This is a genomic window from Streptomyces sp. NBC_00096, assembly GCF_045041305.1.
Lineage (GTDB): Bacteria > Actinomycetota > Actinomycetes > Streptomycetales > Streptomycetaceae > Streptomyces.
Map to the genome: position 1 here is coordinate 6654716 of NZ_CP108221.1, position 19504 is coordinate 6674219.

General features: G+C 69.2%; 17 protein-coding genes and 1 pseudogene. 7 read left to right on the forward strand and 11 right to left on the reverse strand.

All coding sequences use genetic code 11. From position 1 onward, the window contains the following. Positions 1-346: 346 nt before the first annotated feature. Together trpM and OG904_RS29555 are read right to left on the reverse strand one after the other, a co-directional pair. Positions 347-511, reverse strand: coding sequence for a tryptophan biosynthesis modulator TrpM (gene trpM / locus OG904_RS29550; protein ID WP_405496147.1), 165 nt, complete (start codon positions 509-511; stop codon positions 347-349). A gap of 768 nt (positions 512-1279) precedes the next feature. After that, positions 1280-1549, reverse strand: coding sequence for a hypothetical protein (locus tag OG904_RS29555; RefSeq protein WP_405496149.1), 270 nt, complete (start codon positions 1547-1549; stop codon positions 1280-1282). 304 nt (positions 1550-1853) lie between these two features. Here OG904_RS29555 and OG904_RS29560 point away from each other — a divergent pair, with 304 nt between their 5' ends. From OG904_RS29560 to OG904_RS29570, 3 genes and pseudogenes are all read left to right on the forward strand, one after another. Further along, complete coding sequence (locus tag OG904_RS29560; protein WP_405496151.1) at positions 1854-2357, forward strand: ricin-type beta-trefoil lectin domain protein; 504 nt, start codon at positions 1854-1856, stop codon at positions 2355-2357. Positions 2358-2430: 73 nt separating this feature from the next. Continuing rightward, positions 2431-3428, forward strand: a pseudogene (locus OG904_RS29565) (IS5 family transposase). A gap of 291 nt (positions 3429-3719) precedes the next feature. Next, a complete protein-coding gene (locus OG904_RS29570; protein ID WP_405496153.1) occupies positions 3720-3947 on the forward strand; it encodes a hypothetical protein in 228 nt (75 codons plus the stop codon). 405 nt (positions 3948-4352) lie between these two features. On the opposite strand, the gene OG904_RS29575 is transcribed toward OG904_RS29570, so the two are convergent. The 4 genes from OG904_RS29575 to OG904_RS29590 form a co-directional block, all read right to left on the reverse strand. Beyond that, positions 4353-5378 (reverse strand): helix-turn-helix domain-containing protein, encoded by a 1026-nt coding sequence (locus OG904_RS29575; protein WP_405496155.1) that lies wholly within the window; start codon positions 5376-5378, stop codon positions 4353-4355. 57 nt (positions 5379-5435) lie between these two features. After that, positions 5436-5930: a hypothetical protein gene (locus OG904_RS29580; protein ID WP_405496157.1), complete on the reverse strand. Its 495-nt coding sequence runs from the start codon at positions 5928-5930 to the stop codon at positions 5436-5438. A 611-nt stretch (positions 5931-6541) separates the two neighbouring features. Beyond that, positions 6542-7189 carry a fasciclin domain-containing protein gene (locus OG904_RS29585; RefSeq protein WP_405496159.1) on the reverse strand — a complete coding sequence of 216 codons (648 nt, stop codon included), beginning with the start codon at positions 7187-7189 and terminating at the stop codon, positions 6542-6544. 96 nt (positions 7190-7285) lie between these two features. Beyond that, a complete protein-coding gene (locus tag OG904_RS29590) occupies positions 7286-8869 on the reverse strand; it encodes a molybdopterin-dependent oxidoreductase (protein ID WP_405496161.1) in 1584 nt (527 codons plus the stop codon). Positions 8870-9250: 381 nt separating this feature from the next. Between OG904_RS29590 and sigK the strand changes: the two genes are divergently transcribed. The 3 genes from sigK to OG904_RS29605 all read left to right on the forward strand — a co-directional run bounded on the left by sigK (position 9251) and on the right by OG904_RS29605 (position 11922). Beyond that, the gene (gene sigK, locus OG904_RS29595) at positions 9251-9835 is read left to right on the forward strand and encodes an ECF RNA polymerase sigma factor SigK (protein ID WP_405496163.1); all 585 of its coding nucleotides are present in this window, start codon (positions 9251-9253) and stop codon (positions 9833-9835) included. Continuing rightward, positions 9832-10578 (forward strand): anti-sigma factor domain-containing protein, encoded by a 747-nt coding sequence (locus OG904_RS29600; RefSeq protein ID WP_405496165.1) that lies wholly within the window; start codon positions 9832-9834, stop codon positions 10576-10578. The genes sigK and OG904_RS29600 overlap by 4 nt, the downstream gene beginning before the upstream one ends. A 474-nt stretch (positions 10579-11052) precedes the next feature. Further along, positions 11053-11922: a DUF4394 domain-containing protein gene (locus tag OG904_RS29605; RefSeq protein ID WP_405496167.1), complete on the forward strand. Its 870-nt coding sequence runs from the start codon at positions 11053-11055 to the stop codon at positions 11920-11922. 102 nt (positions 11923-12024) lie between these two features. Here OG904_RS29605 and OG904_RS29610 read toward each other — a convergent pair whose 3' ends face one another. From OG904_RS29610 to OG904_RS29625, 4 genes are all read right to left on the reverse strand, one after another. Further along, a complete protein-coding gene (locus tag OG904_RS29610; protein WP_267803855.1) occupies positions 12025-12342 on the reverse strand; it encodes an SH3 domain-containing protein in 318 nt (105 codons plus the stop codon). A gap of 302 nt (positions 12343-12644) precedes the next feature. After that, positions 12645-14336, reverse strand: coding sequence for a sulfite exporter TauE/SafE family protein (locus OG904_RS29615; RefSeq protein WP_405496169.1), 1692 nt, complete (start codon positions 14334-14336; stop codon positions 12645-12647). Beyond that, positions 14333-15676 carry a tetratricopeptide repeat protein gene (locus OG904_RS29620; RefSeq protein ID WP_405496171.1) on the reverse strand — a complete coding sequence of 448 codons (1344 nt, stop codon included), beginning with the start codon at positions 15674-15676 and terminating at the stop codon, positions 14333-14335. The genes OG904_RS29615 and OG904_RS29620 overlap by 4 nt, the downstream gene beginning before the upstream one ends. Before the next feature lie 85 nt (positions 15677-15761). After that, positions 15762-17321, reverse strand: a complete 1560-nt coding sequence (locus OG904_RS29625) for a DUF4331 domain-containing protein (RefSeq protein WP_405496173.1) — start codon at positions 17319-17321, stop codon at positions 15762-15764. Between the two features lie 523 nt (positions 17322-17844). On the opposite strand from OG904_RS29625, the gene OG904_RS29630 reads away from it, so the two are divergent. Then, positions 17845-18681 (forward strand): alpha/beta fold hydrolase, encoded by an 837-nt coding sequence (locus tag OG904_RS29630; protein WP_405496175.1) that lies wholly within the window; start codon positions 17845-17847, stop codon positions 18679-18681. Between the two features lie 64 nt (positions 18682-18745). Here the strand turns inward: OG904_RS29630 and OG904_RS29635 are convergent, their stop codons facing one another. Next, positions 18746-19225: a peroxiredoxin gene (locus OG904_RS29635; RefSeq protein ID WP_328297311.1), complete on the reverse strand. Its 480-nt coding sequence runs from the start codon at positions 19223-19225 to the stop codon at positions 18746-18748. Positions 19226-19504 lie beyond the last annotated feature (279 nt).

The following is a 19504-nucleotide window of genomic DNA, read 5'->3' on the forward strand; positions in this document are numbered from 1 at the left end:
ACTTCAGCGGAATCGGTATCGGTGGTCGTTGTGCGGGGTGGGTGCGTCGGGGATGTCGGCATGGGTGTGAACCCGGAACCTTCGGATCAGTGCGATCGCCGAGCGGGCTGGTCGCAGAGGAGGGTCAGCTACGGATCTGGGCTGTCGTAGCGCACCGCATTCCCTCGAACCGCTCTCCACGTGCCGCCACGGGGCCGGGCTGCGGCCACCAGCCGTGGACGGGGCGGCCGCGGATTCAGCGGGACGGCAGCCGGTGAAGCCCAGCGGTGGGCGAGCCGGACGCAGACGGGGGTCCGTGTGGTGCTCGGGTGAGGGATGGCGGGAGACGGTGGGAGGGAAGATTCCCTCAGACGCCCCGCACGGTGCGCGGAGCGCACAGCCATCGCATGCCGTTGACCTGGCCCCGCTCGGAGCCGATCACGTACCGCACCCGGCGGCCGTGGACACGCCGCGCGGGCGCCCGGCAGCCATGAGGGCGGCAGCCGGGAGCGAGGCGGGCGTGAAGAGGCATGACCACAGCCTAAACCCGCCCCACGACACCCGGCAGCAGACCAATGACCCGCATCCGCAGCCACACGACCCCACCTGCACCTGCCCGGCGCCGATGCCGGTCCCGCCGCGGTGTCGGGCGACACGGGAGTGTCGGTGCTCGGCGACACGAGGTGTGTCAGTGGTCGCGGCGGCTTCGTCGTACCCAGCCGGACTTCGGCATTCGCCGACTTGAGCGGCGGCACCGTGCTTGCCGAAGATCAGGCAAAGCCCCGGGGGCTACCGGACGGCTCTTCTTCGTCCGACGGACCCCGGGGCATCCGAGCCGCTCGCTCAGGGCCCGTACCCGGCTGCTCGGAAAGCCGGGCACGGGGTGCATCCCCGCATCCGTCAACGAACAGACCCCGGGCCGGTTCCCGCGCACCGGCCCCGCACTTGTGTGCAGAACCGTTTCCGTCCCGCCTCGTTGAGAAGGCTGAGAGTGCCCAACCCGAGACCGCACACCGGCGCTTTCCCCCCATTGCCCCGGTGGTCTTCGAAGAGCACTCCGTGGCATCCGGACCCCGGTGACAGGACCGGCCCGTGCCACCGGTCCGGCAGGCCCACCCACCCCGGCCTGCCGGACCCCGCCACACCAGTGCCGGCCACCGGGACAGCGGCTATCGCAGAGAACGATCTCAGGGGCTGGCTGCGGGCCTCCACGCTTGCGGCCTAGCGGTGGTCGCCTGCCGATGATCACCACGGGAGTGTCGGACGCGATCGGATTCAGGCGTCGGCGACACGGGTTCTGTCAGCGGCCGGAGCCCGGCACGGGCACATCTTCGTACAGCTGCCGGCGCAGGTGCAGCAGGGCGTTGGTGTCGGCCACCGCCGCGAGTCGTGCAAGCAGGTCCCGGATCCGCGGATCGTCGCCGTCGCGTACGGCCTGGACAATCTGGTCGATGAGTTGGCGGACGTAGGGGTCGATGCCGGCGGGGCCGGCCGTGGCCCAACCATGACCGGCCGACCCCGCCGCGCGGTCCCGCCCGGCACCCGCTCCTGAGCCCGGCTGGGTACTCACAAGTCCTCCAACGCGCTTGGGCCGGTCGAAGTCACCGGGCACACACGATGTCCACGGCCGCCGCCGGGCTCGATCCGCTCGTCTGGGACTGCCCCGGCTGCTGCTCTCGTACGTGCCGTCGGCGACGGCGAGGTGTCGTCCTTCACCGTCCAGCGCCGATCCTGGCTTCGGCGTGTTGGTTCGGCTGGGGTGGACCGATCGTCATGCACTTGTTGATCACGGCCCGTAACCTGCGGCCGGGTGCCTGACTTAGACCAATTGATCCGTTTCGGCGGTCTGTCCGCACTCGAAAGGAAGCACCCACATGAGCCGAACCCACCAGCGGCGTTGGCGCGCCGCTGTCACCGCTGTGGCCGTTGCACTGATCGCGGGGACCGCCACGGCGGCTCAGGCCGATGACCAGTACGGGCCGGTTCGCCTTGTGAACAAGGCGACGGGTCGGTGCCTGCAAATGGAGGCCGACAGCCTCGCGCACGCGACTGACTGCACGGATCATGGCGGCCAGCGCCTCATGCTGCAGCGGTACACGAATGCGAGCGGGGGCTTCGACTCGGCGAGGTTCCTCTGGGGTGGCGATTGCCTTGCTGCCGACGGCGGCGACACGCTGAGCGCGGGCCGTTGTGAGGACGTCCGGGACGAAACGTATTGGGGCGTCGACAACCGCACCACCCAGTTCGAGAACCTGCAACTGTCGAACACTGCGTACAAAAACTCCTGCCTCACCGACCTGAAGAGCGAAAGCCACGTCACTCTCGAAGAGTGTGACGACGGCGATTCCACGCAGAGGTGGGACGTCCGGCCGTTCTAGGCGGCGTATTCACTCGTGATCAATCTGCGGGATTCGTCTGCGTGGCGGGTCGGGGTCCGGTAGATGTTCTTGCGTGACGCGAGTGCAACTGACGGATGCAGAGTGGGAGTTCATCGGTCCGTACCTGCCGATCGGCGGGTACGGGCCGTATCCCGACCGACTGAGGCAGCAGTTCGAGGGCGTGATCTGGCGGTTCAGGACGGGCGGGCAGTGGCGGGAGATGCCGCAGGAGTTCGGCGCCTGGTCGACCGTCCACAACCGTTTCCGGCAATGGCGTGACGCTGGTGTCTTCGAGGCCTTGCTGGAGGGCCTGATCACGGAAGCTGCGAAACGGGGCGAGGTGGACCTGTCCCTGGTCAGCATCGACTCCACCACTGCCCGTGCCCACCACGACGCTGCCGGGATGCACCTGGGCCAAGACGTCGTCACCGCTCTGGAGAAAGCCGCCGCAGTGGAGAAGAGCAGGTCAAAGGGGGCGGCCGCGACGAACAAACCGGGCAGGACACCGAAGTCGATCCCGAGCGAGAACAGCGATGGCGCATCCAGCGCCGACGCAAACTCCGACTGAAGGCCGCGCTCCTCGGGCGGTCGAGGGGTGGGTTGACCAGCAAGGTCCACCTCGCCGCCGACCGCAAGTGCCGCCCGCTGGCGTTCGTCCTGACCGCAGGCCAGGCTGCGGACAGCCCGCAGTTCGTCCCCGTGCTGGGGCGGATACGGGTCCGCGGGTCCGTCGGCCGCCCCCGCACCCGGCCGGATGCGGTTGCCGGAGACAAGGCTTACTCCTCTCGCGGCAACCGCGCCCACCTGCGCAAACGCGGCATCAAGGCGGTCATCCCGGAGAAGAAGGACCAGGCCGCCAACCGCAAGAAGAGAGGCTCTAGAGGCGGCCGGCCCGTCAGCCACGATGCGGACCTCTACAAGGAGCGGAACACCGTCGAGCGCCTGATCAACCGGCTGAAAGCCTGGCGAGGTATCGCTACCCGGTACGACAAAACCCCGGACAGCTATCTCGCCGGCCTCCACCTACGCGCCTCGATGATCTGGCTCAAGGACCTCACCCGGACCACGTGATGATCGCTACTCAATACGCCGCCTAGACGGGGCCGGGGGGAGGCGCTGAGGCGGCTTCCTGCCCAAGCGGGTTGCCGCGGGGCTCGTGTGAGTGACGGCTTCCGCCCGGGGTCGGGTCGTCGTCGTTCGGGCGTCGGACTCGCCGGCCTTGGTTGGGCCCCGACCGGTCCGACGCACCCGCTGCACGTCGGACCCGGTAGCCGTCATTGCCTGCGCGGCGGCACCCTGCCCCCCGCCGTGACCTGTCATGACTGTGATCGTTGGCAGGCCATGAGCAACATGAAACGCGTCATGGCAGTAATTGCCCTCGCCGGTGCGGCCCTGTCCTTCTCCGGTGCCGCACAGGCCCAGGAGAGCAAGCCGGTCGGGACTTCATTCGACTCGGTCCCGGCCGTCCACGGCCACGAGGCCGATGGCCTCGACGATGCCCACGCCGATGGTTTCGTCGAGGTCTTCAACAAACAGACGCGGGAGCTGCTGAGCAAGGTCGTCACAGAGACCCTCGCCGAACAGGGTTAGCCGGTCCCGACTTCGCGAACCTGGAGAAGCCGCGCTGGACCTGCCGCCACGCGGTCTCGATGGCGCTGATGATGACCGCGCCGTGGACGACATCCCTCTGTCATCCGACACGCGGGCCACCCCTGTGCCTCACCTCATGGACAACGGACAAGTCCAAACCCTGTCCATAACTTCTGCTCGTAGGCCACCCCCGCGCGCAGCGCGGCCGGGCCTGGCACCGACTCGGCGGCCTGAGCGCCATCCCGGGGTCTCCTTCCGCAGTCGCCCCTTCCAGGGTCACCCCGCCCGGCGCGACACGGCCGGGCGGGAGGGCCGCCGCTTCATCCATCCGAGGGGAGTGAAAGTTCGACCTTGGGCGTGGACGAGCGCCCGGCCCCGGCTGGAGGGCGCTCGGGGCGGCGTCGGTCAGGAGCTTTTGGTGACCAGGCCGCCCTTGAAGACCGTCAGGTATGAGACGTTCAGGTCAGTGTCGTCGTAGTGCAGGGAGGCGATCAGACCGTCCTCGGCACGGCTTCGTGTGGTGTAGAAGTCGCGGTTGTGGAAGTCCGCGGCGATCTCCTTGACAAGGGTGGTCGCCCCCTCCTTGAAGGGGGCGACCCGGTCGGGGTCGGTCTTCTCCAGTTTCGCCGCGACCGCCTGGAGGTAAGCGCGGGCGTGCTCGAGGTACTCCTGCCTGGTGCCGAAGTTCAGCCTGATCAGGCCGGCGTCCTCGACGAGGATGTTGACCATGGGGGGCCTGTCGTCGGTGGCGTTCTCACGGAAGGGGGCCGTCTCGGCCTCCTCCGCCGTGAGGGCGAGGCCGGGTACGGGCGGGTTAGCGTCGATGTGCTTGCAGGTGATCTCGAAGCCGCCGGGGATCTCCCGGAAGGGGTGGACGTCGGCGAAAACCTCGTCGCCGGTCAGGATGTCCGCGCAAATCAGCATCGCGGTGGTGCCTGACTCCCCGGCTTCCCGACAGGCGGCCCTCTCGCACGAGAGCCACGCCAGGCATGCCGCGGGCGCGCCGCCCCCGGCTACCTGAGTGGGGGGCATCGCGACCAACAACACCCCAGAGGCCGGCAGACGGTTCATCCCGAGCCTTTTGAGGATGCGGTAGACGGCGGAGCAGGCGATGTCGATGTCGTGGTACCGCTTCAGGTACATCTTGATCTTCATCGGGCCGAAGTGGTAGTGCTTCCGCAGGTAGACGATCTTGTTGACGACGTCGGCCTCGGTGGCGTGGGGGCAGTGGCGGGGCTTGCTGGAGCGATCCCGCAAGCCCTCGAGGCCCTCGTCCTGGTACCGGCGCTGCCACTTGTAGAAGCAGGTGCGGCTGATTCCGTAGTAGCGGCAGGTCAGCGCGACGTTCCCGGTGACTTCCTCGGCGTGTCGTAGGACCGCCAGCCGATGTTGGGCCTGGCGGTCCTGCTGCTGTTGCGGCGAAGGGGGCATGGCAGATCTCCGTCTATTCAGAGACCCATGTGTAACCAACGTCCGGCAGTTTTATAGCTAGACAGCTGGCGGGCCATGCAGGCGTGACTGGGCTGGCAGCCTTTGCCACCAGAAGGCCGCCACGAGGGCCGCGCCCCGGCTTCGGTCCGGCTGGCCCCCCTCCGGGACCTGCTCGCGCGGCAGGTCCTCGCCCGAGCAGACACCCTCGGCCGCTTCCAGGCCGAACCGGCCGGCGAACACCGAGGCCCGCGCCCACAGCACACGCTCCTGCGTCGAGCAGAGCTCGTAGCTCCAGTCGATCGCCGCCTCCAGCGTGCGGTGCCGGGCCGGCGCCGCACGGTCCACCTTGCCGACGGATCCCAGCCGCTCGTCGAAGCGCCTCACCAGCTGGTGTGGGGAGAAGGACGGCTGGGCGGCCTCGGCGCAGGGGTGAGTGGTTCTGGATGTTGTAGTGGCCGCATGTCTGGCCCTGTTGACGTCGAGAGAAGGCAGCCGCGCTGGGCCGCGGTCCAGGTAGGTTCGGTGCAGGAAACCGGCGTCACGCTCACGCACGCAGCGCCCATCGCGCACATCACCTACGTCGCGAGGTCAGGTCTGCAAGGCTCTGAACTGCGATTATCTTCCACTGGTTTTCGCTGGATCTGTTTCTGACGACGCACCACGTAGAATGCGTGGCGCCTCTCCGGAGTAGGTCTCTGCGGATGGTGCCCCGCCACGTGGTGTAGCCGATCAAGGCACCGGAATCCGAAGGTTGGGCGCAGCGCTCCTGGTCCTCGGGTTCGCCGCCTTCGATGAGCAGGGCGGCTCTGTGGCCGCACACTGGCGAAGATCGTCAGGGACCCTGAGGCGGAACGCACAACGCATGATCCCCTACACCACGCCGCAGGACGTGACCGCTCTGCGCCTGTTCTTGCCCTGGAGAACGTGCTCGCTGTCGTGATGTCACGACCGGTTGTCGCGGCTGTGGGTAGCCAGCCGAAGAGCCTGCGTCGCCCTGGCAGCCCTGAGCGGTAGGTCGACACCGCCAGCCAGATCGGCGCGCGGCAGCGTGAACCGGTGCCTGGTGTGGGCCTTGCACAGTCGAATGTCAGGGCGGTGTGTGGGCCGGCTTCCCCAGGGGAGGTGGCGCCGGCCCACACGTGGTTGCTCAGCACGCGTGTGGGCTACTTCGGCATGAGGACGGTGTCGACGATGTAGACGTTGGCGTTGGCGGTCTTGACGTTGCCGCAGACGACGGTCGAGGCGTCGTTGACCTTGTAGGCCTCGCCGGAGCCGCTGGTGGTGAGCTTGGTCTTCTCCAGGGTGTCGAAGGAGCCACTCTCCAGCTGCTTCGGGGTGAGCTTCTCGCCGACGACGTGGTAGGTCAGGATCTTGGTGAGCATGGCCTTGTCGGCGAGGACCTTGTCCAGGTCGGCCTTCGGGATCTTGGCGAAGGCGTCGTTGGTCGGGGCGAAGACGGTGATGTCCTTGGCGTTGTTGAGAGTGTCGACCAGGCCGGCCTGCTTGACGGCGGTGACCAGCGTGGACAGGGCCGGGTTGTTGGAGGCGGCGGTGGCGACCGGGTCCTTGGCCATGCCGTCGAAGGAGCCCGCGCCGTCGGCGGGGACGCCCGAACAGGCCGGGCCGAACGGCTTGTCCATCGCCATCGAAGCATCCGGGGTAGCCGGCTGGGAGGCGGCGGGAGCTTCGCTGCTCTTGTCGGAGGAGGCCGAGTCACTCCCGGAGTCGGAGCAGGCGGCAAGGGCGAAGGGCAGGACGGCCGCCGTGGCGACGGCGAGAGCGGTACGACGGAAACGCAGGGTGTTCGACATGATCAAAATCTCCTGTTGTGTTCTCAGAAATACGCAAGGGGTGAGATGCGCGGCTGGGGCCGCGGCGAAAAGCCTTGGTCGTTACCGGCCGGGGTTTTACGTGGTGACGAAGACGCTGTGCCAGCCGCTGGCGCCGTCGGGGATGGTCCTTGTGCGTTCTTCGGTCTGGACCTGGCCGGTGCCGTCAGTGGCACGGACGGTGAGGTTGTGGCCGCCCGGTGTCGGCTTCCAGGGGAAGGACCACTGGCGCCAGGTGTCCTTGTTCGCCTGGGGGGCGAGGTCGGCGGTCTGCCAGGGGCCGTCGTCGACCCGGACTTCGACGCGGTCGATGCCGCGGTGCTGGGCCCAGGCGACGCCGGCCACCGTCACCAGCTCGCCCGTGGGCCGGCCAAAGGGCTTGGGGGTGTCGATGCGGGCTTGGGTCTTGATGGGCGCCTTGCGGGCCCACTTGCGCTTGACCCAGTACGGGTCGTAGGAATCGAAGGTGGTGAGCTCGATCTCCTGGATCCACTTGCAGGCCGACACGTACCCGTAGAGACCGGGGACGAGCATGCGGACGGGGAAGCCGTGGTCGAAGGGAAGGGGTTCGCCGTTCATCCCGACGGCCAGGATCGCGTCGCGGCCGTCCATCACGTCTTCGACCGGTGAGCCGAGCGTCATGCCGTCGACCGAGCGGGCGACCAGCTGGTCGGCTTTGCCGCCCTGGGACGGTGCCTTGACGCCGCACTCCTTGAGCAGGTCGTCCAGGCGTACGCCGAGCCAGCGGGCGTGGCCGATGTAGGGGCCGCCGACCTCGTTGGAGACGCAGGTCAAGGTGATGTCCCGCTCGATGAGGGGCCGGTTCAGGAGTTCCTGGAAGGTGTAGGTGCGCGGGCGGGTGACGCCCTTGCCGCGGATGCGGAGCCTCCAGGTGTCCGCGTCGACCTTGGGGACGACGAGCGCGGTGTCGACGCGGTAGAAGTCCTTGTTCGGGGTGGTGAAGGCGCTGATCCCCTCCACCTTGAGCTGCGCTCCGGCTGGGAGCGCGGGGGCGGCGGAGGCGGGTGCGGGCAGGGTGATCGCGGCCCTGGAGGCGGTGGCGCCCTGGCCGCTCTTGCCGATGAGGGCGCGCCCCAGGGCTCCGGCGCCGGTGGCGGCGACTGCGGTGACGGAGGCCGCGGTGAGGAAGCCCCGCCTCGACCAGCCGCTTCCGTCGGCCTCCGCACCGGCGGGTGAGCTGCCGGAGTTCAGTTTCCCGGCCAGGAGGTAGAGGACGGCGGCGCCCGCGAGCGCACCGGCCACAGAGGGCAGTGCGTCCGCGACCCCTTGGGTGTCGGGCCTGCTCAGTGCGGCGGCCGCGCCGATCACACCGAAGATCAGGACACCCGCCGCACCTGCCCGCCGGTAGCGCAGGGAGACGATGCCGAGGATGACACCGAGGAGACCGAGGACGGCGAGGATGCCGAGCTGGAGAACGACCTTGTCGTTCTCACCGAACGTGCGGATCGCGAAGTCCTTGACCGCAGCCGGTGTCCGGTCGATGGCGGCGCCGCCCACAACGGTCACCGGCCCGGCCTGCGGCCGGATCAGGGAAGCTGCGAGCTCGGCCACCGCCAGCGCCGTGTACCCGGCCAGCAGACCGGACACGGCGCCCAGTGCGCTGCGGGCTAGGGACTTGCGGAAGGTGCTCACAATGCCCATTCGCTGTGGTCCGTCCGGCGGATTGGTCGCTTCTACGTTCAACTGGTTTTCCGCGCCTGGGCGGGCGCACCGGATAGGGGTGTCGGCCAAGCTGCCGCACCGGTCTGTCTGCCTCACTACCGCTCGTCGAGCTGCGGGGCGGTCGGCGCCAAGATCACTCGAAGGGATGGCAAACCAGGTGCGGGGTAGCTGCTCAGGGCAATCCGCACATATGCCCGCTCCGAAGAAGCGGTAAGACAGCGGAGGAACATGGCCGGCCCCTGAGGGGCCGGCTCTTCTCGCGGCGAAAGAGCTGTTGATGACATCGAGGCATGAAGGCGGGTGCGGCCCTTGCACGGCCGTTCCGCAGCACGGCACTTGGCGGCACGGGGCAGGACGCCGATGACCCAGCCCCAGCGACCCCGCGGCCACGATCCCGTCGGCCAGCAGCTGCAAGAGGTGATGGGGCGGGTGAGCCAGGGCGACAAGGACGCCTTCTCCGATCTCTACGACGCGGTCGCCGCCACCGTCTTCGGGATCGCCGTCAAAGTCGTCCGGGACCGGGCCCAATCGGAGGAGGTGGCACAGGAGGTGATGATCGACGTATGGCGTCAGGCCGCCCGCTACCGCCCCGAACAGGGCACCGTCATGGCCTGGGTGGCGACCATCGCCCACCGACGGGCTGTGGACCGCGTCCGGTCCGCCCAGGCAGCCGCCAACCGCGAACACTCCACGGGCGTACGCGACCAGATGCGGCCCTTCGACGAGGTCGCCGAGGAGGTCGAGACCCGCCTGGACAGCGAGCAGGTACGGCGCTGTCTGCGCGGTCTGACCGAGCTCCAGCGCCGGGCGGTGACCCTGGCCTACTACGGGGGACTGACCTACCGCGAGGTCGCAGAAGAACTGCGGTCCCCGCTTCCGACCATCAAGACCCGAATGCGCGACGGACTGATCCGGCTGCGCGACTGCATGGGGGTGACCACATGAAACACGAAGCAGAACTGCACACCCTCGCCGGTGCGTACGCACTCGACGCGCTCACCGGTGAGGAACTCCGCGCGTTCACCGCGCACCTTGAACACTGCGAAGGCTGTCACCAGGAGGTCGGCGAGTTCGCTGCCACGGCGGCACGTCTGGCCGCAGCAGTGAGCCTGCCCGTACCCGTCGCGATGCGACAGGTCGTCCTGAACCGAATCGACGGTGTCCGGCAGTTGCCGGCGCGCCCCCTACTCCTCCCATCGGTCCGCCTCACCACCCGTCTCACCCGCAGGGCCGGGGCGTTCGTGGTCGCGGCCGGCATCGTCGCCGCCGCCGGGTTCGGCGGTGTCGCCCTCTGGCAGCACCAGCAGGCGGAACAGGCCCGCATGCAGGCCCAGCGCGCCGGCCAGCAGGTCCAGGACATGACCGCTGTGATGGCTTCCCCCGACGCCCGGACGACCCGTGGGCGCACCAGCACGGGGGCTTCCGCCTCTGTCGTTACCTCTGCCCGCCTGAACCAGGCCGTGTTCCTCGCCTCAGGGCTCTCCCCGGCTCCCGCGGGACGGACCTACCAGCTGTGGTTCGACGACCACGGCACCATGCGCCCCGCCGGTCTCATCCCCGGCGACGGCTCCGTCCTCATGCAGGGAGATCCCGGCCAGGCCCTGGCCGTCGGCCTCACCCTCGAACCTGCAGGCGGCTCCGCCCAGCCCACCACCAGCCCCCTGGTCCTCCTCTCCCTTCCCGCCTGACCTGGACAGCGGGCAGCAGGGGCTGGCAACGCGCACGCGGCGCACCGGGCGGGGGCTCGGTCGGCCCCTGTGCTCTGGCGCCCTCTGCCGCGAGCGCGATTTCCTGTGGCGTCGGTCGCCGGCCGAGGCCGCCCGGTTCCGGCGAGGGGGCTGGGACCGAGCGATGCCATCCCCGGTGCCATCCCGCAGCGGCGGACGAGATCCTTCATCGCGTCTGGCCCGACGGTGGAATCGACACCAGCGATACACCCCGGAGCCAGGGCCGGCCCCGGCACGCGGCCGCCACTCTGCCCGGGTCGCGATCACATCGTCCGCCCGTCGAGCAGCTGCGCCCGGACAGCCGAGAGGTGTGCGGCATCCGAGTGGACTTAGGGGTCGAGACCCATACACGGGGCCCGTGCGGACCGAAGACGGCAGTGGACGTGTCGCGGGTGTCGTGGCGCACCGCCAGGTGTCTCGCCTCAAGGAGTTTTCATGCGTGCTCGGTTCCTGCCCGTCCTCCTCTGCACCGCTGCTGCTGCCGCGCTGGCGGCGCCCGCCTTCGCCAGTGCCGACAGCGATCAGCCCGCCGAGCAGGCCATGGCCCACTCGGCGCTCCATGCGATTGGGCTGACCGCAGATCAGCGGCTCGTGGAGTTCGATGTCGACAAGCCGGGCAAGACCTGGGACCTGGGCAAGGTCTCGGGCCTGTCCGGGGACATGAAGATCGTCGGGATCGACTTCCGCGTCCAGAATGAGAAGCTCTACGGCGTCGGTGACAAGGGCGGCATCTACACGCTCAGCACCGATTCCGCGAACGCGGTGAAGGTCTCCCAGCTGACCGTGGCCCTGGCCGGCACCTACTTCGGCGTCGACTTCAACCCGGCCGCCAACCGGCTGCGGGTCATCAGCGACACGGGACAGAATCTGCGCCACAACATCGACGACAACGCCGCACCGCTCACCACCACCGTCGACGGCATGCTCACCAACCCCACCACGCCGCCCTCCACGGCCCTCGGTGTCACCGGTGCCGCCTACACGAACAACGACCTGAACGCGGCGACCGCGACGACCCTGTTCGACATCGACACCACGGCCGACCGGACCTCGATCCAGTCCCCGGCCAACGCCGGCACCCTCGCCCCCACCGGGAACCTCGGCGTCAACGCAGGCCCCGACGCGGGCTTCGACATCTACTACAGCCCCAAGTCATCCACCAACAGCGGTTACGCGGCCCTCAGCACCACGGGCACCCAGCGCCTCTACGGGATCAACCTGCTGACCGGCGCCGCCCGCGACCTCGGGTCCTTCCCGAAGAACCGCCAGGTCACCGACATCGCCCTCCCGCTCGACCAGCACTGACGCGCACGGCACGGGCCGCACCACCGGTGCGGCCCGTGCCGTGGAGAACTGGCCGGGTTGAGCCACGACAGCTGGAGACCTCCCGGGCGCCCGCCGCCTCGGTCAGCAGTACCGCACCCACTCGTGGGCGTGAACGTAGCGGGACTCGACCCAGCCGGACTTGTCGGCCAGGTGGTACCAGCCGTCCTGCTGGCAGGCCAGCTTGACGTGGCTGCCCGGGGACAGGCTCCACACCACGTGGGAATGCGTCCACGGGTGCTGGCGGACATTGAGCTCGATCCGGGAGGTCACCGTTCCCGACACCCCGTAATCATGGTGGTGGGACTGGGGAGCAGCCCCCGCCACGCCCACGCCCGCCACACCGAAACCGGCAGCCAGGACAACGGCGGCAAAGCCGCGTCCGATCGTTCGTGCGGTCATAGCAGCACTTCCTTTCGCGCCCCCTCGCCTCTGCGCCCCAGGGCCATGTGAGACCCGGCGCCGCGAGCAGCTTGCGCTCACGCCTCCACCTGGTGATTCGAAGACTCGAACCCGACGGATTGGTATGGATTCACCGAATATCGGCACAGAGCGGTTCTCCAGGCGCCCCACCGGCCCTCGAACCGGGGCGACCAAGCAGAGGGACTCCCGGCATCGCGCTGCGCCGTCGGAGCTGCCGTGGCAGACCGACACAGACTCTGCACGGACGGCCAGGCCCTCTGAGCTGCTGGTATCCGCATCGCTCACAAGCCGGGGATGGCGCGGGCGGTGAGGCCAAGTCCGACGAGGAGAACGAGGGCCGAGGTGACGGCAGGCCCGATACGCCCAAGCGCCTTCAGACGCGTGGAGGACCTCTCCGCGGTGCGGGCGGTGATCCGGTCGCGCAGTCGTACGAGGAGGAGACCGGCGAGGGTGAGGGTGGTGGCCATGCCGAGGCCGTAGCCGATGACGAGGAGCACACCGAAGGCGGTCCGGCCGAGCGCGACGGCACCGAGAAGGACGACCAGTGCCGAGGGACTGGGGACGAGGCCGCCGGCGATGCCGACGCCGATGAGCGACCAGCGCCTTCGGCGTGCCGGAGCGTGAGTGTGGTGGTGGTCGGCTTCGTGGGTGTGGGGGTGGCCGGCTTCGCCGTGGTGGTGATGGTCGTGCGGGAGCGCGGTGGCGGTTTTGGTCAGGACGACGGTGGCGCCGTCGGCCGCCGCGCTGTCCGGCGCGCGGCGTGAGGACGGTAGGCCGGTCGGCGGCTCGTGGCTGTGTCCGTGCCCGTGGTCGCCGCCGTGGTGAGGCCCATGGCCGTGGTCACCGTGGTGTGCGTGGCTGTGATCGCCGTGGTGGTGATGTCCACGGCTGTGGCCGTGCTGGAGAGGGCGGCCGCGCAGGGCGGAGTGCAGCAGCCGCAGGCCGATGGCGGTGACGAGGAGGCCGCTGGCCAGGCCGAGCCAGCCGAGGACGGTTTCCCCGGCAAGGTGGGTGGCCAGCGGGAGCGCCAGACCGAGAGCGAGGACGCCCGCGGTGTGGGTGAGGGTCACGGTTGCTCCGACAGTGACGGCATCACGCGGGGTGCCGCGCCGTCCGGCCAGGTAGGCGGCCATGATCGTCTTGCCGTGGCCGGGCATCGCCGCGTGGGAGGCACCGAGGACGACGGCGAGGAGCAGGGCGAGGAGGCCGACGGGGACGGTCAGTTCGCGGCTGCCGACGAGGGTGTCGAAGAGAGCGGAGACCTTGTTCAGCGCGGCGGTGACCGGGCCTGAGCCGGGCAGGCCGGGCGGCACGATCCGGGCCGCGATCCCCTGCCCGGGAGCGGTCCGCAGTTCAGCGGTGCGCTGGTCGAACGGGTCAGCGAGAGGGTCCTGCGGGTACTGGCGCAGTTGGTTGGTCGTGGAGACCGCGGGAACGGTGGAGCTGGTAAGGGTGAGACCTTCGCCGCGGGCGGTGATCTCGTGCCAGCCGACGCGCCGGCTGTCGTAGTGCGTGGCGACGTGGACATTGGACGGCGAGGTGAGGTCCGCGTCGGCCGTGAGGTGGCAGGTGAGGCGGCTGGTCTTGAGCCCGGCCTCGCCGGTGTGGAAAGCCAGCTTGCCGGTGCCCCGCTCCCACTGGAGGCTCACGTTTCCTCCGCTTGCGGCCAGTTGTCCGGAGAGGGTGGCGCACGCCTCGTCCGCGTAGATGCCCTGCTCGTCGGCGCTGATGGATCCGTTGTGGTCCTGGTCGATGAGCGGGCGCTCTTGTGCTGCGGCGATCTCGGCGCGGTCGACCACGATCTCGGCCTCGACCGCGCGGGGGCGCAGGGTCAGGCTGGTCGCGTAGTTGACGGTGAAGTTGCCCAGCGGATGCGCGGCAGCGGGCGCGGCCGAGGCGAGGAGGCCCAGGGGGGTGAGCAGGGCGGCTGCGAGCGGTACGGCGGCCAGGCGCCGACGGGTGCGGGGGTTCATGGGGTGTCGTCGATTCGCCGGAGTGCCTCGCGCGCCGCGGGGGCGTGCAGCGGGTGGAAGGAGGGATCGAGGGCCAGCGCCTGCTGAAGATCGCGCCGGGCGGCTGATCTGTCACCGAGCGCCTGGTGGATGGCGCCGCGGTGGTACAGGAAGAGCGCGCTGCGCGTACCCAGGACGAGGGCTTCGTCGGCCTGGTCGAGGGCCTCTTCGTCGCGTCCGGCGCGGTGCAGGGCCCAGGCGTAGGCGTCGTGGACGGCGATGAACGGCCGATCCCGTACCGCTGCTTCAGCCATGGTCACCGCCTGGCGGGGGTCACCATGATCCGCCTCGAAGTAGATCGCGTCGACGTCGGCAGGCGTACCGGTGGCCCGGCGGAGCGTTTCCTGGGCACGCAGGACGGCGTACTGGGCCTCGGCCCGTTCCGGGCGGCCGAGCGCCTGCTGGAGTTCACCGAGTCCGAGGAGGTACTGCGGGAGCGGGGCCGTCGCGATGGCCGCGGTGTAGTCGGCGACTGCCCGCTCGCGGTCTCCCGTGGCTGCGCGTGCCTTGGCCCGGCCCTCCAACAGACCTGCGTCGCGTGGCGCGATGGCCAGCCCGGCCTCGGCCTGGCGCACAGCGGTCGCCGGATCGCCGCTGTCCAGGGCGAGGGAGGACAGGTGGGTGTGGGCGAAGGCTCGCTCGCCGGGCGTGCCCGCCGCACGTAGTGCGCGCTCCATCAGGGTTTTGGCCTGGGCGGTGTCGCCGCGGAGTTCGAAGGTGTAGGAGGCGCGGGCCAGGGAGCTGCTGTCGGGGCGGAGGTCGGCCATCTTCTGGACGGCTTCCTCTGCCTCCTTGTACTGGCCGAGCTGGGTGTGGGCGTCGGCCAGGACTCCGTAGGAGGCCGGGGTGGCGGGGCTCGTGGCGACCGCCTTGCGGGCCCAGGTGAGGGCGTCGTGGAACTGGTGGCGGGCGGCGGCCAGGGCGCCCATGCCGATCTCGGCGTGCAGGTTCTCGGCCGGTTCCAGGGCGAGGGAGCGGCGCAGAGCCTCCTCTGCCTGCGCGTAGGTGGCCTGGTCGGCGGTGGTGCGGGCCTGCTGCACGAGGGCCATGCCGAGGTCCGCCCAGCTACCCGGATCTTTCGGCAGGCGCTTCACGCGATCACGCAGTGCCTCGATGCCGCGCGCCGGACCCGCGGCGGAGGCTGCGGATGAAGGGGCGTCCTGTGTGCTGGAGCCGGATGGGGAGAGGCCGACGGCGCCGACGGTGAACATGACCACGCCCAGGGCGACGGTGATCGCGGTGGTGCGCAGGTGTCTGCGCTGCCGGATCGCGGGGGCGGGTTTGTCTTCGGGCCGGTGCACGGGATCCTCCCCGGGGAAACTTCGGTGAACGGGGTTCCGGGCGGGGAACCGGGGACCGACCTCGGCCCCGCCCGGAGTGGTGGGGTCAGCTGGTCTTGCGGTTGCGGCGCACGCGGTAGCCGCCGATTCCCAGGAGTACGGCGCCCAGTGCGCCGACGGATCCGGTCTTCACGTTCCCGGACCGCTCGGGCGCGTTCGGGCCGCTGTTGACGGACTTGGTGTGCGGGAGCGCCAGGTACGGGAATGCGTTCCCGAAGGGCACCTCGTTTGCGTTGACCTTGTCGCCGTCGGCGAGGGCCGGGACGAGCTGGCCGGTCTGGGCGGCGCCTTCGACGGCCTGGAGGGAGATGTCGATGACGTCGTCCGTGAGGCGTCGGCCGTTGGGGAAGCCCGCGAAGTCACCGGCCAGGACGCCGTAGCGGTTCGGGTTGGCGGTGGGCGGTACCGCCATGTTCAGGCGCAGCTCCTCCGCCGGGACGATGTCGCGGCGCTTGGCGTCCTTGTTGAGGCTGTGGGCGTTGAGGTCGGCCTGGATCGGGCCGCACGCCTTGCAGATGCCCGTCAGGTAGATCTCGAACAGGTCCCGCCGCGGGGTGGCCGGGGCCGGGATGCCGTAGACCTGCTGGATCAGCTTGGGCAGGATCGGGTCGAGGACCTTGTCCACCACCGGCTGGACGGTGCGGTCCTGGTCCGGGTTGAGGGTGTTGAAGGCGTCCTTGTACTTCAGCGGGACGACGACCTCGTTGACCAGCGGGTTACCCAGGCGGGAGACCTGCTTCCACTTGTCGCCGTGCTGCTTGTCGCGGGAGTCGGAGACCTGGACGCCCTGGCGGTCGGTCGTGGACCAGACGCCGATGACCGGGTTGCGGCCGGGGTTGCCCTTCAGCGCCAGGTCCTTCTTGGGGATCTGCAGGGCGACGGAGTTGACGTTGTATCCGGCGAGGGTGTCCTGGCCGCGCTCGGACAGGTTCCCGCCGTAGAGGAGGTCGAACACGCGGAGGTCGGCGAAGAACGGGTCTTCGGCCTGACCGGCGAAGGTCTTGCCGCCGCCGCCGGGCAGGTTACGGATCGCCTGGTTGCGCAGGGCGGCGTAGTTCGGCATCGACGCCGGGCCGACACGCGAGGGCGCTGCGGGGACGTTCGAGAGCAGGACCTTGCTCTCGTTCCCCTTCGAGACGACCAGGTCGTAGACCTGGCGGAAGTTGAGGTCCGGGTCGGTCAGCGAGGTGACCGGACCGGTGTTGTACAGGAACTGGTTGGCGTCATCCCGGTAGCTGCTGTGGAAGCGCCAGGTGTAGGTGATGTCGGAGACACCGTCACCCGTGTTGTCGATCTTGATGTTGTAGCGGAGGTCATCGCCGAACGCGTAGAAGTTCGGACCGCCGTTGGGCTCCTCGAACGGGATCCAGTTCGCCAGCAGCGTCACCGAGTCGGGGCGGTCCAGGCTCGTGTACGCGTACACGTCGGTGTTGTCCGCACGCGGGTCGCCCGCGATCAGCGGCGCCTCACGGTGACTGGAGGCGGAACTGACTCCCGGCGCCAGCGTCAGGACACCGAGGCTGGTCGCGAGCGCGCCGGCGCCCAGGACGAGCAGGGACTGGTCGAGCACACGCCGCGAACGGGGCCGTGCGGAGATGGACTTCACTGGTGTTCCTCTCGACTGCGAACCCCGTCGCGCCGCGCACACCGGCGCAGCCGGACAGGGGCATTCAGGTGGGATGACCACTCGGTCGGACAGCGAGGCCCGGGCGGCATCAGCAGCAGCCCGGCCCGCCGACCGGGCCTACTGCCGTGCGCTCAGATCGCGCCGAGCGAAGGAAAGCACGCGGCACCCGTACCCCGTGACCACTTTTCCTTCGAAGTCGAGAGGGACTTCGTCGCGTATTCGCAAATCCGCTGGCCACAGCCTCTTCACAGAAACGCCAGGGGGTTCCACATTCGCTACGACACGCAGTCGATGGGTTAGGCCGATCGAGGTCAATCGTGTTATTGCAACCAGTTCGCAATAAGGAGTTTTGGCCTTTGGCGGTGAATGCAGGACGACAAGTGTCGATGGAATGATGAGGATGAGAATGCCCCGGCTGTTCTGCGGTGAGTGAAATCGTGCCGTGCCGGGGCATGGTCCGGGTACAGGCGTTGCACCACCACACGAAGGGCGTCAATCCAGCATGCCGCGCATCAATGTAAGTGCAGACAAGGGCCGCAGTGTCGAGCTCCACTTCGAGGACTACGGCCAAGGCCGCCCAGTCGTTCTCGTCCACGGCTGGCCGCTGAGCGGCCGCTCCTGGGAGCCGCAGGTCGGTCCACTGGTCGAGGCGGGCCACCGAGTGATCACCTACGACCGGCGCGGGTTCGGCTCGTCCACCCAGCCCTGGGAGGGCTACGACTACGACACCCTGGCCGCTGACCTGGACGCCCTCCTGACGCATCTCGACATCCGTGACGCCACGCTGGTCGGGTTCTCCATGGGCGGCGGGGAGGTGGTCCGCTACCTCCACAACTACGGCAGCAGCCGCGTCCGCCAGGCTGTCCTCGCCGCAGCGGTGCCTCCCTACCTCCACAAGAGCGCCGACAACCCGGACGGCGGACTCGACGACGCCGCGATCACCCAGTTCGAGGACGGCGTCCGCAGCGACCGGCCCGCCTTCCTGGAGGGCTTCGTCACCGGCTTCTTCCAGGCCGGCGAGAACACCGACCTCGTCAGCGCGCCCCAGCACCGCTATCACGTGCACCTGGCGGAGGCGGCCTCACCCAAGGGGACGCTGGACTGCATCAACGCCTTCGCCCGCACCGACTTCCGTGACGACCTCGCCCGGATCGACGTACCCACCCTGATCATCCACGGCACCCAGGACGCCATCGTGCCCTTCGAGGTCAGCGGCAAGCGGTCCCACGAAGCCCTGCCGGGCAGCACGCTCGCCCTGATCGAGGGAGCCCCGCACGGACTGAACCTCACTCACGCCCAGGAGTTCAACCGGCACCTGACCGACTTCCTCGCCAAGTGACCGCGACCCCGGCCCCCGCCGCAAGGGCGCGGGCCGGGGCGGGTGCGGCTGGACGTGAACCAGGTCAGGCGAAGGCAGCCAGCTCACGGGACAGGGCCGCCACGCTCTGGAATGTGACCCCCAGCAAGGAGACGTGCTTCCAGTACAAGGTGCCGTCCGGCGCGATCAAGAAGACGGCCCGCCGCAACCCGATCCCGGGAGCCGTGATGCCGAACGAACGGCTCACGACTCGCTGTTCGTCCGCCAGCAGCGGCATGCGCAGGCCGTGGCGCCGTGCGAACGCCTCATGACTGTCGACCCCCTGAGGGCTGATGCCCCACACCTGCGCACCGACCGCGGCGAACGACTCCAGCCCTCCGGAGTACGAGCACAGCTGGCGGGTACAGACCGGCGTGTCATCCCCCGGGTAGAAGGCCAGGACCAGGGGCTTGCCGCGCTGCCTGCACAGTTCGAAGTCGCGCCGCTCGAACGATGAGCCTATGAGCTCGCCACCCGGGAGGGCGAAGTCGCCCACCACCGAACCCAGTTCGGGTACGCCTGCCACGAAGATCCCCTTCGCGTCATGAGCATGCCGGACAGGCGCCGTACGGCCGCCTGCCCCCGCCAGAACCACGCATTCGGGGCGCCCGCCGGCCTGGAGCAACCGCGTCGACAAGGTTCCTTGCCCGCGGACGACGACGCCTCCGCGAGCGCATCGCAGTGGAAAGAGAACCAGACGGCCCCTGGTGCTGACAAGATGCCCGAGCAGCCCATCCGAATTCCCGTGAAGTAACGATTCTTCGGTTGGGTGTGAGAATTTCGGACCTGCATACCGGCCAGGAAA